The 15,330-nt window shown below is 75.2% G+C and carries 1 protein-coding gene (running past one end of the window); it reads right to left on the minus strand.

Going from position 1 to position 15,330, the window contains the following annotated elements; genetic code table 11:
• Positions 1–15,279 carry the 5' portion of a type I polyketide synthase gene (locus AC067N_RS36870; RefSeq protein WP_478683320.1) on the minus strand. 537 nt of this gene lie to the left of the window's left edge, so the window shows 15,279 of its 15,816 coding nt (coding positions 1–15,279); its start codon is at positions 15,277–15,279; its stop codon lies beyond the left edge, outside the window.
• Positions 15,280–15,330 lie beyond the last annotated feature (51 nt).

Raw genomic sequence — 15,330 nt, forward strand, 5'->3', positions numbered from 1 at the left:
GCTGTCCGCCCCGGTGTCGCCGTCCCGCTCCCGTGCCCGCCGTGACAGGGCCCGGGCCTCGGGCAGTTCGGCGAGCAGTGGGGCGGGCCGTACGGCGGTGAAGCCGGGCACGAAGCGGTCCCAGGTCAGCTCGGCGACGGTGAGTGTGGCGTCCTCTCGGGCCACCGCCCGGTCGAGGGCTGCGAGCGCCCTGTCCGGGTCGAGCGGGACGACTCCGCCGCCCCGCAGCCGTGCCTCGGCCTCGGGGCCGCCGCCCGCCATGCCGCCGCCGGCCCAGGGGCCCCAGGCCACGGAGGTGGCGGGCAGGCCCTCGGCGCGGCGCCGGGCGGCGAGCGCGTCGAGGTAGGCGTTGGCGGCGGCGTAGTTGCCCTGGCCCGCCGAGCCGACCGTGCCGGCGAAGGAGGAGAACAGGACGAACGCCGACAGTTCGCGGTCGCGGGTGAGCCGGTCGAGGTTGCGGGCGGCGGCCAGCTTCGGCCGCAGGACCGCGTCCAGCCGCTCGGGGGTGAGCGACTGCAGCAGCCCGTCGTCCAGGACTCCGGCGGCGTGCACCACGGCGTCGACCGGGTGCTCGGCCAGCAGGGCGGCCAGGGCGTCGGGGTCGGCGGTGTCGCAGGCGGCCAGCGTCACTTCCGCGCCGTGGGCGGTCAGTTCGGCGCGCAGCGCGTCGGCGCCGTCGGCGTCCTTCCCGCGGCGGCCGGCCAGCACCAAGTGGCGGGCGCCGCGTTCGGCGAGCCGCCGGGCGATCCGGGCGCCGAGCGCTCCGGTGCCTCCGGTGACCAGCACGGTCTCGCCCGCACAGGTCCACTCGGGTGCCTGGGCTTCGGAGGGCCGGGCGTGCACCAGGCGGCGGGCGAAGACGCCGGCGGCCCGTACGGCGGTCTGGTCCTCCCCCGTGGTGCCGCAGAGCAGGGCCGCGAGCCGTTCGGCGGTCCGCCCGTCGAGGTCGGCTGGGAGGTCGACGAGACCGCCCCAGCGTTGCGGGTGTTCCAGCGCGGCGACCCGGCCCAGGCCCCAGGTGGTGGCCTGGGCGGGCGCGGTCACGCTCTCCCGGTCGGTCACGGCGACGGCGCCGACGGTGGCGGCCCACAGCGGGGCGCCGATCTCCAGGTCGCCGAGTGCCTGGGTGAGGGCGAGCAGCGCGGCCAGACCGGCGGGGGTGGCGGCGCGGTCCGTGGTGGCCGCGGGCTCCTCGTCGAGCGCCAGCAGCGACAGCACGCCGTGCACGGCGTCCGGTTCGGCGACCTTGCGCAGCTGCTCGGCGAGCGCCGCGCGGTCGGTGAGGGCGCAGTCCACGACGAGCGGCACGATCTCGGCGCCGTGCGCGGTCAGGCCCTCGGCCAGCGTGTCCGTCCACGGGTCGTCGGCCCGGGAGGCGGGCACGGCCAGCAGCCAGGTGCCCGACAGCACGGGCGCGGGGCCGTCCGGTACCGGGCGCCAGACCACGGTGTAGGCCGAGGAGTCGAGCGCGGAACGCTCCTGGCGGCGACGCCGCCAGGAGGACAGCGCGGGCAGTAGTTCGCCGAGAGTGGTGCCGTCGTCGAGGTCGGGGTGCTCGGTCAGCTCGCCGAGGTCGCCGCGCTCGACGGCGGCCCAGAACTCGTGGTCGACGCCGTCCGTGTCGCCCGGTGTGCCGGTGGCGGCGGGCGTGGCCGCCTCCAGCCAGTAGCGGTCGCGCTGGAAGGCGTACGTCGGCAGTTCCACCGTGCGGGCGGGGCCGGTCAGTCCGGTCGGGGCGGCGGCGAGCCCGCGCACGTGGAGGGTGGCGGCGGCCAGCAGGGCGGCTACCGGCTCCGGGCGGCCCCGGCGCAGCACGGGGACGGCGACGGCGGGCTCGGCCGGTTCCCGCGAGCCGTGCCACCCCGGTTCCTGAAGGGTGTCGAGGGTCATCGCGGTCAGTGAGCCGTCCGGACCGAGTTCCACGAACGTTCCGACGCCGTCCGCCCTCAGGCGGCGTACGCCGTCCGCGAAGCGCACCGTCTGCCGGACATGCCGCACCCAGTGGCCGGGCGAGGTCAGTTCCGCCTCGGTGGCCCGGTCGCCCGTCACGTTGGAGACGATGGGGATCGCCGGCGCGGCGTATCGCACGCCGCGCGCGATCTCTTCGAACTCCGCAAGCATCGCGTCCATATGCGCCGAGTGAAACGCATGGCTGACCCGCAAACGCCTAGTCTTTCGGCCCAGCGCGGCGAAATGCCCGGCGATGTCGGACACGGCGTCCTCGTCGCCGGAGACGACCACGGCCGCGGGCCCGTTGACGGCGGCGACCGCGATGTGCTGTTCGCGTCCGGCGAGCAACGGGGCCATCTCGTCCTCGGACGCCTGTACGGCTGCCATCGCGCCGCCCTCGGGCAGCGCATCCATCAGCCGGCCGCGGGCCGCGACCAGGGCGCACGCGTCGGGCAGGGACAGCACTCCGGCGACGTGCGCGGCGGACAGTTCGCCGATGGAGTGCCCCATCAGCGCGTCCGGCACGGCCCCCCAGGAGCGGGCCAGTTCGTACAGGGCCACGTGGACGGCGAACAGGGCGGGCTGGGTGTAGGCGGTGCGGTCCAGCAGACCGGCCCGCTCCGTGCCCTCGTCCCCGAGGACGACGTCGGCGAGCGGTACGTCGAGGTGCGGGGTGAACGCGTCGCAGACGCGGTGGAAGGCGTCGGCGTACACCGGGAACCGCTCCAGGAGTTCCCGGCCCATGCCCGGCCGTTGCGAGCCCTGTCCGCTGAACAGGAACGCCGTGTGGCCCCGTGGCCCGGTGCGGCCGCGCACCACCGCGGCGGTGTCCTCGCCGCTGCCGAGCGCCGCCAGGCCGGCCAGGAGTCCGGCCCGGTCCTCGGCCACCACCACGGCCCGGTGTTCGAGGGCGGCGCGGCCGGTGGCCAGGGAGTGGGCCACGTCGGCGGGGGACGGCGGCTCCGGGTCGGCGGTCAGCCGGGCGCGCAGTCGCTCGGCCTGCCCGCGCAGGGCGGCGGCGGATCGTGCGCTCAGCGGCCAGGCGACCGGCCCCTCGGCCGGCGGCTCGATGGCCGCCTGTCGCGTCACCTCCTCCTCCAGGACGACGTGGGCGTTGGTGCCGCTGATGCCGAACGACGAGACCGCGGCACGTCGCGGGCGTCCCGTACGCGGCCAGGGCACCGGCTCGGCCAGCAGCTCGATCCGCCCGGCCGTCCAGTCCACGTGGCTGGTCGGCTCGGTGACGTGCAGGGTGCGCGGCAGTGTCCCGTGCCGCATCGCCAGCACCGTCTTGATGACGCCGGCGACACCGGCGGCGGCCTGGGTGTGGCCGATGTTGGACTTCACGGACCCGAGCCACAGGGGCTGTTCGCGGTCCTGGCCGTAGGTGGCGAGCAGTGCCTGGGCCTCGATCGGGTCGCCGAGTCTGGTGCCGGTGCCGTGCGCCTCGACCGCGTCGACGTCGGCGGGTGTGAGTCCGCCCGACGCCAGCGCTGCGCGGATGACGCGCTGCTGCGAGGGGCCGTTGGGCGCGGTCAGGCCGTTGCTGGCGCCGTCGGAGTTGACGGCGCTGCCGCGGACCACGGCGAGCACCGGGTGGCCGTTGCGGCGGGCGTCGGAGAGCCGCTCCAGCAGCAGGATGCCGGCGCCCTCGCCCCAGCCGGTGCCGTCGGCGTCGTCCGAGAATGCCTTGCAGCGGTGGTCACCGGCGAGACCGCCCTGCCGGTCGAACTCGGCGAAGGCGCCCGGTGTCGCCATCACGGTCACACCGCCCGCGAGCGCCAGGTCGCACTCGCCGGACCGCAGCGACTGCACGGCCCAGTGCAGTGCCACGAGGGAGGACGAGCAGGCGGTGTCGACGGTGACCGCCGGGCCCTCCAGGCCCAGCGCGTAGGCGACCCGGCCGGACGCCACGCTCGCGGCGTGGCCGGTGAAGAGCTGGCCGCGCGCCTCCTCGGGGACGTCGTGCACGGCCGACCCGTAGCCCTGGTAGTTCGTGCCGACGAACACGCCGGTACGGGAACCGTGCAGGCCGCGCGGATCGACCGCGGCCCGCTCCAGGGCCTCCCAGGAGATCTCCAGCAGGAGTCGCTGTTGGGGATCCATGGCCACCGCCTCGCGCGGCGAGATCCCGAAGAAGTCGGCGTCGAACTCGGCGGCGTCGTAAAGGAATCCGCCCTCGATGCCGTCCGCGTGCCAGCCGCGGTCGGCGGGCGGGGCCCCGATGGCGTCCACGCCGTCGGCGAGGAGTCGCCAGAAGTCCTCCGGGCCGCGCACGCCACCGGGGAACCGGCAGCCGATGCCCACGATGGCGATCCGCGCGTCGTCGGCGGCGGGATCGGTCGCCGTGACGGCCGCGACCGTGGCGGCGGCGGTGGTTCCGGCGGAGGGCTCGACACCGAGGAGTTCGGCGCCGATGTGGCGCGCGAGCGCCTGCGGCGACGGGTAGTCGAACACCAGGGTCGCCGGCAGCCGCAGACCGGTCGCCGCGGTCAGGCGGTTGCGCAGTTCCACGGCGGTCAGCGAGTCGATGCCGAGGCCGCGGAAGTCCCGGGTGGCCTCCACGGTGTCCGGGCCGGAGTGCCCCAGTACCAGGGCCGTCTGGGTGCGTACGAGGTCCAGCACCGCCGTCTCGCGCTCGGCCTGCCCGAGCGCCCTGAGCCGGGTCAGGAAGCCGTGCCCGTCGGCGGTGCCGTCCGCCGTGGCGGCCTCGCGCCGTGCCGGGGTGACGGCCAGAGCGCGGAGCATGGCGGGCAGCGCTGCCACCGCCTGCCGGTCCCGCAGCACGCGCCGGTCGAGCGCGATCGGCACGAGCACGGGTTCGGTCCGGCGCAGGGCCGCGTCCAGGGCGCCGAGGCCCTGTTCGGGGGCGATCGGAAGCATGCCGCCGCGGGTCATGCGCCGCAGGTCCGCCTCGGTCAGCTCGGCGGTCATGCCCGCGCCGGGGGCCCAGGGACCCCAGGCGAGAGCGGTCGCCGGCAGACCGGAAGAGCGGCGGCGGGCGGCGAAGGCGTCCAGGAAGGCGTTGGCGGCCGCGTAGTTGGCCTGGCCCGCGCCGCCGAACGTACCGGCGACCGAGGAGAAGACCACGAACGCGGACAGGTCGGCGTCACGGGTCAGCTCGTGCAGGTGCGCCACCGCGTCCACCTTCGGCCGCAGCACCTTCGCGAGCCGCTCGGGGCTCAGGGACGACACCACACCGTCGTCCAGGACACCCGCCGTGTGCACCACCGCGGTCAGCGGGTGCTCGGCGGGGACGGCCGCGAGGACGTCGGCGAGCCGGCCGCGGTCGGCCACGTCCACCGCCGCCACCTCGACCTCGGCACCCAAGTCACCCAGTTCCGAGACCAGTTCGCGAGCGCCAGGAGCTTCCAAGCCCCGGCGGCCGGCCAGCAGCAGGCGCCGTATCCCATGCCCGGTCACCAGATGCCGGGCCACCAGCGCGCCCAGACCACCCGTGCCACCGGTCACCAGCACCGTCCCGTCCCGGTCCAACGGCGCCGGGACGGTCAGCACCACCTTGCCCACATGCCGCGCCTGCGACAGATACCGGAACGCCTCCGGAGCCCTGCGCACATCCCAGCAGGTCACCGGCAACGGCGTGAGCACCCCCGCCTCGAACAGGGCGACCAGATCAGCCAGCATGTGCCCGATCCGCTCCGGACCGGCGTCCCACAGATCGAAGGCACGATAGGTCACGCCCGGGTGCCCGGTGGCGACGGCCTCCGGATCACGGACGTCGGTCTTGCCCATCTCCAGGAACCGGCCACCACGCGGCAGCAACCGCAACGAGGCATCCACGAACTCACCGGCCAGCGAGTCCAGCACCACATCCACACCACGACCACCGGTCGCCGCCAGGAACGCCGCCTCGAACCCCGTGTCACGGGAGGAAGCGATGTGCCCCTCGTCCAGACCGAGTCCCCGCAGCGTGTCCCACTTGCCGGCACTCGCCGTACCGAACACCTCAGCACCCAGATACCGCGCCAACTGCACCGCCGCCATACCCACACCACCGGCAGCCGCATGCACCAGCACCGACTCACCCGAGCGCAGCCCCCCCAGATCGGTCAACGCGTAATAGGCGGTCAGGAACACGACCGGCACCGACGCCGCCTCAGCGAACGACCAACCCTCCGGAATCCGGGCCACCGTCCGGGCGTCCGCCACCGCAACCGGACCGAACGCACCCGAGAACATCCCGAACACCCGGTCACCCACAGCCAGCCCCGAAACACCCGGGCCGACCTCCGTCACCACACCCGCGCCCTCCAGACCGAAGTCCTTCGCATCACCCGGGTACATACCAAGCGCGTTCAGCACATCGCGGAAGTTGACACCCGCCGCACGCACCGCGACACGAACCTGCCCCGGCGCCGGCTCGGCATCCGCCTCAGGGACCGGGCGCAGGCCAAGTCCGTCCAGCGTGCCCTTCTCCACGATGTCCAGCCGCCAGGCCGACTCCCCTGCGGGGGGCGCGAGTTCAGGGCCGGTGGTGGCACGGCCGAGGCGCGGGCTGAAGGCGGTGCCGGCGCGTACGGCGATCTCGGCCTCGCCTGAGGCCAGCGCGGCCGGGACGACGGCCCATGACTCCTCGGCGCCGTCGACGTCGACCAGCGCGAACCGCCCCGGGTTCTCCGCCCGGGCCGCCCGTACCAGACCCCATACTGCGGCCAGGGCGGGATCGGGGGTCGCCGCGTCCAGGGCGACCGCGCCTTCGGTGACCACCACCAGGCGGGCGTCTTCGAAGCGCTCCTCGGTCAGCCAGGCGCGGACCAGTTCCAGCACGTCGGTGGTGACCGTGTGCGCCGCCCGCGCGACGTCGCCGGCCGGGGGCGCCACGCGTATCAGCACGTCCTGTCCGGCGTCGACTCCGGTAGGAGGCAGCGACGTCGGAAGGTCCGAGGCGGTGGTGTACCGCGTGCCGTCCGCGGTCGCGTCGAGCGGGAGCGGCGTCCAGTCGACCCGGTGCAGCAGCTCGGCGTGCGGGGTTGACGGGGTTCCGGCGGCCGGTGCGGTGAGGGCGCGCAGCGTGAGGGAGCCGATGGTGGCGACGGGCGCGCCGGAGGGATCGGCCAGGTCGAGGGCGACCGAGCCGGTACCGGTGGCCCGCAGGCGGGCGTGGAGCCGTGTCGCGCCGGTGGCGTGCAGGGTGACGCCGGTCCATGAGAAGGGCAGGCCGGGGCCGGACGCCTCTCCCGCGGGGCTGCCGGTGGCCGCCGGAGCGACGCCGAGGGAGTGCAGCACCGAGTCGAGCAGGGCGGGGTGGACGCCGTAGCGGCGGGCGTCGGGAGCGGCCTCATCGGGGAGGGCCGCCTCGGCGAAGAGATCGTCGCCGCGCTGCCGGACGGACACCAGTCCGCGGAACAGAGGTCCATAGGCCAGCCCGGTCTCCGCCAGCCGCTCGTAGAGCGTGTCGGTGGGGATCTCGGCGGCGTCGGCGGGCGGTCGCACGGGGGCTTCCGCTTCCGCGGCCGGGGTGGCGGCCTCGGGGAGCAGGGTGCCGCTCGCGTGCTGGATCCACGGCTCGTCGTCGGGTCCGGTGGTGTCCGAACCGGACGAGGGACGTGAGTACACGCCGATCTCGCGGCGCCCGGCGGGGTCCGGGGCACCGACGGTGACCTGGAGCTGGGCCGCGCCCTGGGCGGGCAGTACCAGAGGTGTCCGCAGCGTGAGTTCCTCCACCTGGCCGCAGCCGACCCGGTCCGCCGCGTGAAGGGCGAGTTCCAGGAAGGCGGTGCCGGGCAGCAGGACGGAACCGGAGACGACGTGTTCGGCGAGCCAGGGCTGGAGCTGGGCGGAGAGCCGCCCGGTGAAGACCGCAGCCCCGCTGTCCGCCAGGGTGACGGTCGCGCCGAGCAGCGGGTGGCCGGCGGCGGACAGACCGGCCGAGCGGAGGTCGCCGAGGTGGCCGCCGGCCGGGCGCGGCCAGTAGCGGCCGTGCTGGAAGGCGTAGGTGGGCAGTTCGACGGGGCGCCCGGCGGGGAAGAACGCGGACCACGTGACCTCGGCGCCGTGTGCGAAGAGGGTCGCGGTCGCCGAGAGCAGCGTCGTGGTCTCGGGGCGTTCGGGGCGCAGGGCCGGGGCCACGACCGCGTCGCCGTCGGTGAGGGAGAGGTGGGCCAGCGCGGTCAGGGTTCCGTCCGGTCCCAGCTCCAGGTACCGGGTGACACCTTCGGTCTCCAGGGCGGCCACGGCGTCGCCGAAGCGGACGGTCCGGCGGACATGGCGGACCCAGTACTCCGGGGTGCACATCTCGTCGGCAGTGGCCGACTCACCGGTGACCGTGGAGACGACGGGCAGGTGGGGCCGCTCATACGTGAGACTCTCGGCGACCTTGCGGAAGCCGGCCAGCATCGGCTCCATCAGCGGCGAGTGGAACGCGTGACTCACCCGCAGTGCCGTGACCTTGCGGTCCTGGGCACGGAAGTGGTCCGCGATCTCCTCGACTGCGTGGGCCGCGCCCGAGATCACGGTGGCCCGGGGTCCGTTGACCGCCGCGATGCCCACCTCGTCGCCCAGCAGGGGCAGCACCTCGTCCTCGGTGGCCTGGAGCGCGACCATCGCACCGCCCTCCGGCAGCGCCTGCATCAGCCGGCCGCGGGCCGCCACCAGACGGCACGCGTCCGCCAGCGACCACACCCCCGCCACATGCGCGGCGGCCAGCTCACCGATGGAGTGACCGGCCAGCACGTCCGGGCGCACACCCCACGACTCCAGCAACCGGAACAACGCCACTTCCAGCGCGAACAGCGCGGGCTGGGTGAACTCGGTCCGGTTCAAGAGGTCGGCGTCCTCATCGAACACCACCTCCCGTAGCTGACGCGGTAGTTCGCTGTCGAGGTGGGCGCACACGGCGTCGAAGGCGTCCGCGAAGACCGGGTACGTCTCGTACAACTCCCTGCCCATGTGCGGGCGTTGAGCGCCCTGGCCCGCGAAGAGGAACGCGGTGCGGCCGTCGGCCCGGACGCGGCCGGTGATGACGCCGGAGGCGGGCTCGCCCCGGACCAGGGACGTCAGGGCGGACACCAGTTCCGCGCGGTCCGCTCCCAGGACCACCGCGCGGTTCTCGAGCGCGGTGCGGGTGGTGGCGAGGGAGAGGCCGATCCCCTCCGTGGTGAGGCCGGGCCGGGCGTCGACGTGTGCGAGGAGCCGCTGTGCCTGTTCGCGCAGGGCGTTCTCGGACGCGCCGGAGATCACCCAGGGCAGCGGGGGCCGGGGCTCGGGGCCGCTGCCGGCTTCCGCCCGGACCGCCGATCCGGGTTCGGCCACGGCTACGGCCGCGGCGTCCTGATGGGTCGTCGGGGCGGTATCGCCGGGACCCTCGCCGGTCCGCGGCTCGTCGTCCGACCAGGGCTGTTCGACGATGACATGGGCGTTGGTGCCGGAGACGCCGAACGCCGAGACGCCGGCGCGGCGTGGCCGGCCGGAGTTCGGCCACGGCGTGCTCTCGGTGAGGAGTTCCACGGCGCCCGCCGACCAGTCGACGTGCGTGCTGGGAGCATCGGCGTGCAGGGTGGGCGGCAGCAGGCCGTGGTTGATGGCCAGCACCGTCTTGATGACGCCGGCGACACCGGCGGCGGCCTGGGTGTGGCCGATGTTGGACTTCAGCGAGCCGAGCCACAGGGGCTGTTCGCGGTCCTGCCCGTACGCGGCGAGCAGGGCCTGCGCCTCGATCGGGTCGCCCAGCGTCGTACCCGTGCCGTGCGCCTCCACCGCGTCCACCTCGGCCGGGGTCAGACCGGCGTCGGCGAGGGCCGCACGGATGACCCGCTGCTGGGCGGGCCCGTTGGGGGCGGTCAGGCCGTTGCTGGCGCCGTCCTGGTTGACGGCGGAACCGGCGACCACGGCCAGCACCGGATGTCCGTTGCGGCGGGCGTCGGAGAGCCGCTCCACGACGAGCACGCCCACGCCCTCGGCCCAGCCGGTGCCGTCGGCGTCGTCGGAGAACGGCTTGCACCGGCCGTCCGCGGCCAGCCCGCGCTGCCGGCTGAACTCCAGGAAGGCGCCCGGGGTCGACATGACGGTGACACCACCGGCGAGGGCGAGGTCGCACTCGCCCGCCCGCAGCGCCTGCACCGCGAGGTGGAGGGCGACGAGTGAGGACGAGCAGGCGGTGTCGACGGTGAGGGTCGGTCCTTCGAGACCGAGGACGTAGGCGATACGGCCGGAGACCACGGCGGCGGCGTTGCCGGTGCCGAGGTATCCGTCGCCGCCGTCGGGCGTGCTGAGCAGCAGCGCGGGATAGTCCTGCCCGTTGGAGCCCATGAAGACGCCGGTACGGCTGCCGCGCAGGGCGCCGGGGGCGATGGCGGCGCGCTCCAGCGCCTCCCACGAGGTCTCCAGCAGCAGCCGCTGCTGCGGGTCCATGGCGACGGCCTCGCGGGGGGAGATACCGAAGAAGGCCGGGTCGAAGTCGCCGACGCCGGTGAGGAATCCGCCGTGCCTGGTGTAGCTGGTGCCGGGGCGGCCCGGTTCCGGGTGGTAGAGAGCGTCGAGGTCCCAGCCCCGGTCGGTGGGGAAGCCGGTGATCGCGTCGCGTCCGGCGGCGACCAGTTCCCACAGTTCGTCGGGGCCGGTGACGTCGCCGGGCAGACGGCAGCCCATGCCGACGATGACGATCGGGTCGTCGGCCGTGCGCTCGCCGCGTGCCGTGCCGGCCGGGATGCCGGGCTGTGCGCCCCGGGTCTCGTCGAACAGCTCGCCGTGCACGAAAGCGGCGAGGTCGACCGGGGTGGGGTGGTCGAAGACCAGGGTGGCGGGCAGGGTGAGGCCGGTCGCGGCGGTGAGGCGGTTGCGCAGCTCGACGGCGGTGAGGGAGTCGAAACCCGAGTCGCGGAAGGCGCGCCGGGTCTCCAGCAGCCCCGCGTCGGCGTGGCCGAGGACGGCGGCGGCCTCGCCACGGATCAACTCCAGCAGGGCGCGGGTGCGTTCGGCGGCAGGCCGGCCGGCCAGGCGGGCGCGCAGTGCCGCGCCCGCTCCGTCGTCCCGCGCGCCGCTCTGCCCGGTGCTCAGCGCGTCCCGCGCCTCGGGCAGGTCGGTGAGCAGCGGGCTGGGGCGGGTGCTGGTGAAGCCGGGGGCGAACCGGGACCAGTCGACGTCGGCGACGACCTGGCCGGTGACGTCCTGCTGGAGGACGCGGCGGAGTGCGGCGAGCGCCGTGCCGGGGTCGAGGGCGGCGAGGCCGCGCCGGCGCAGGTACTCCTCGGCTCCGCCCTCGGCGGCCATGCCGCCCTCGGCCCAGGGGCCCCAGGCGACGGAGGTGGCGGTGGCGCCGCGGGCGCGGCGCTGTTCGGCCAGGCCGTCGAGGTAGGCGTTGGCGGCGGCGTAGGCGGTCTGGCCCCCGCTGCCCCACACCCCGGCGATGGAGGAGAACAGCACGAACGCGTCGAGCGGGCGGTCGCCCTGGGCGCGCAGCACCGCGTCGAGGTGGGCGGCGCCGTGTGCCTTGGCGGCGAGGACCGCCCGGAAGCGGTCGGCGTCGAGGTCGGGCAGCGGCACGGTGTCGGTGACGCCGGCCGCGTGGACGACGGCGTCGACGGTGTGGCTTTCCAGCAGACGTTCGACGGCCGCGCGGTCGGCGATGTCGCAGGACTCGATCGTCACCCGGGCGCCGAGCGCGGTGAGCGCGGCCGTCAGTTCGGCGGCGCCGGGGGCGTCGGGGCCGCGCCGGCCGGTCAGGACGAGGTGCTCCGCGCCCTGCTCGGCGGCCCAGTGGGCGACTCTGGCGCCCAGCGCGCCGGTGCCGCCGGTGATCAGGACGGTGCCGCGGGGCCGCCAGCCGCTCGCGCCGGTGTGCGGGGCGGCAGGGTCCTCGGCGTGCAGCAGGCGTCGTACGAAGACCCCGGAGGCACGCACCGCGAGCTGGTCCTCGTCGCCGGTCCGGGCGAGCGCGGCGGTGAGCCGTGCCGCGGCCCGTCGGTCGACGGTCGGCGGCAGGTCGACGAGGCCGCCCCACCGGTCGGCCAGTTCCAGTGCGGCGACGCGGCCCAGGCCCCACAGCGCGGCCTGGGCCGGCTCGGGGGCGGCGTCGGAGCGTGTGGTGGACACCGCGCCGCGGGTGGCCAGCCACAGGGGTGCGGTCACCTCGGCGTCGCCGAGCGCCTGCACGAGCCGTACGGTGCGGAACAGGGCGTCGGCCGGGGAGGCGTCCCCGTCGCCGGCGGGCAGGGCGAGGACGCCCGCGAAGGTGCCGAGGCCGGCGAGGCGGGCGGCCAGGCCGGCGCGCTCCTCGTCCGGGGCGTACTCCCGCAGCACGGCTTCGGCGCCGCCTGCCACCAGCGCGTCGGTGAGGGTGGCGGCGAGGGGGGTTTCGGCCGTACCGGCGGGGGCGAGGACGAGCCAGCGGCCGGTGAGCGGACTGTCGGCGGCCGGGTCGAGGGGGTGCCAGGCGACGCGGTAGCGCAGCCGGTCCACCCTGCCGAGCTCGCGTCGGCCGCGCCACCACTGCGACAGTGCGGGCACGAGGGGACGTACGAGACCCTCGTCGACGTCCAGGGTGTCGGCGAGGGCGGTGACGTCCTCGTCCTCGACGGCGTTCCAGAAGCCCGCGTCCCCGCCGCCGGCCTCACCGGTGACCGCCGTGCCGGGCGGGGTGGGCTCCAGCCAGTACCGTTCGCGGCGGAAGGCGTACGTCGGCAGGTCCACTGATCCGGCGCCGGTGCCGGCGAAGACGGCCGGCCAGTCGACCGGAGCGCCGTGGGCGAAGGCTCCGGCGACCGCCGCCATGAGCGAGGCGGGCTCGGGCCGGTCCTTGCGCAGGGTGGGGAGGGCGGGCGGCGCGTCGCCCTCGAAGCAGTCCTGGGCGAGGGCGGTGAGCGTGCCGTCGGGGCCCAGCTCGACGAAGCGGGCCACCCGGCGCTCGGCCAGCAGCCGTATTCCGTCGGCGAAACGGACGGGTTCGCGCACGTGCCGGACCCAGTGGTCGGGCGAGCACAGGTCGGCCGGGCGGGCGATCCGGCCGGTGACGTCGGAGACGATCGTCAGCCGGGGCGGGTGGTAGGTGAGGGTCTCGGCGACCGCGCGGAACTCCTGGAGCATGGGCTCCATCAGCGGGGAGTGGAAGGCGTGGCTGACCCGCAGTGCCGTGACCTTGCGGTCCTGGGCGCGGAAGTGCGCGGCCGCCTCCTCCACGGCGTCGGCGGCACCGGAGATCACCACGGCCCGGGGCCCGTTGACGGCGGCGATGCCGACCCGCTCGTTCAGCAGGGGCAGCACCTCCTCCTCGGTGGCCTGGAGCGCGGCCATGGCGCCGCCGGCCGGCAGGGCCTGCATCAGACGGCCGCGGGCGACGACCAGCCGGCAGGCGTCCGCCAGGGACCACACGCCGGCGACATGGGCGGCCGCCAGCTCGCCGACGGAATGACCCAGCAGGAACTTCGCGGTGACGCCCCACGACTCCAGCAGCCGGAACAGGGCCACTTCGAGCGCGAAGAGCGCGGGCTGCGCGTACTCGGTGCGGTTGAGCCGGTCCGCGTCCTCACCGAAGACGATCTCATGGAGGCTGAAGGGCAGTTCGGCGTCCACCGCGTCGAACGCCGCGGCGAAGACGGGATGGGCCTCGTACAACTCACGGCCCATCCCGAGCCGTTGGGAGCCCTGCCCGGCGAACAGGAAGGCGGTGGCGCCACGGGTGGTGCGGCCCCGGACGGTCGCGGTGCCCGCGCCGCCCTCGGCGAGCGCGGCCAGTTCCCGTACGGCGGTGTCGTGGTCGCCGGCGAGGACGACCGCCCGGTGCTCCAGGGCGGTCCGGGTGGTGGCGAGGGCATGCCCCACATCCAGCGGGCGTGGCGGCCGGGCCGCGTCCCGCAGCCTCGCGAGCAGCCGGGCGGCCTGCGCCCGTATCGCCTCCTCACTGCGCGCGGACACCGGCCACGGCACGACGGGCAGTGTCAGGGGCTCGGCGGTGGGGACCGCCGGGGGCGCGGCGGGATCGCCGGGTTCCTCGGGTTCGGCGGCGGGAGCCTGCTCGATGACGGCGTGGGCGTTGGTGCCGCTGATGCCGAACGACGACACACCGGCGCGGCGCGGGTGGCCGGTCTCCGGCCAGCCGACCGGCTCGGTGAGCAGGCGGACGGCCCCGGCCGACCAGTCGACGTGCCGGGACGGCTCGGAGACGTGCAGGGTGCGCGGCAGCACGCCGTGCCGCATCGCCTCGACCATCTTGATGATGCTGCCGACGCCGGCGGCCGACTGGGTGTGCCCGATGTTCGACTTCAACGAGCCGAGCCACAGCGGCTGTTCGCGGTCCTGCCCGTACGCGGCGAGCAGGGCCTGCGCCTCGATGGGGTCGCCGAGCGACGTACCGGTGCCGTGCGCGTCGACGGCGTCCACCTCGGCGGGGGCCAGGCCCGCGTTGGCCAGCGCCGCTCGGATGACCCGCTGCTGGGCGGGCCCGTTGGGGGCGGTCAGCCCGTTGGAGGCGCCGTCGGAGTTGATCGCGGTGCCGCGGACCACGGCCAGCACCGGGTGACCGTTGCGGCGGGCGTCGGACAGCCGCTCCACGAGCAGCATGCCGGCACCCTCGGCCCAGCCGGTTCCGTCGGCGTCGTCGGAGAACGCCTTGCAGCGGCCGTCGGGAGCCAGCCCGCGCTGCCTGCTGAACTCGTAGAACATGGCCGGGGTGGCCATCACGGCCACCCCGCCCGCGAGGGCCAGGTCGCATTCGCCGCGGCGGAGCGCCTGGCACGCCCAGTGCAGGGCGACGAGCGAGGAGGAGCAGGCCGTGTCGACGGTGACGGTCGGCCCCTCCAGCCCCAGGGTGTACGCGATGCGGCCGGAGGCGACCGAGGTGGCGTTGCCCGCCAGCAGCAGCCCCTGCACCCCCTCGGGGAACTCGCTCACGCCGGCCCCGTATCCGGAGGTGGCGGCACCGACGAAGACACCGGTGCTGCTGCCGCGCACCGAGCCGGGAGCGATACCGGCCCGCTCGAAGGCCTCCCAGGAGATCTCCAGCAGCAGCCGCTGCTGCGGGTCCATCGCCAGCGCCTCGCGCGGCGAGATCCCGAAGAAGTCCGCGTCGAAACGGGACGCCTCGTGCAGGAAGCCGCCGCCGAGCGCGTAGAAGGTGCCCGGGTTGTCGGGGTCGGGGTCGTAGCCCGCCTCGACGTCCCATCCGCGGTCGGCGGGGAAGCCGGAGACGGCGTCACCGCCCTCGTCGACGAGCCGCCACAACTCCTCCGGGCTGTCCACCCCGCCGGGGTAGCGGCAGCTCATCGCCACGATCGCGATCGGTTCCCGGTCGCGCGCCTCCACGTCGCGCAGCTGCCGCCGCGTCTGCCGCAGTTCGGCGGTCAACCGCTTGAGGTACTCGACGTACTTGTCGTCCATCTTGTCGTCTTCAGCCACCAACGCCACATCCCTGAGCCGATGCCAACGGTT

This window comes from Streptomyces sp. NPDC042364, assembly GCF_056437585.1.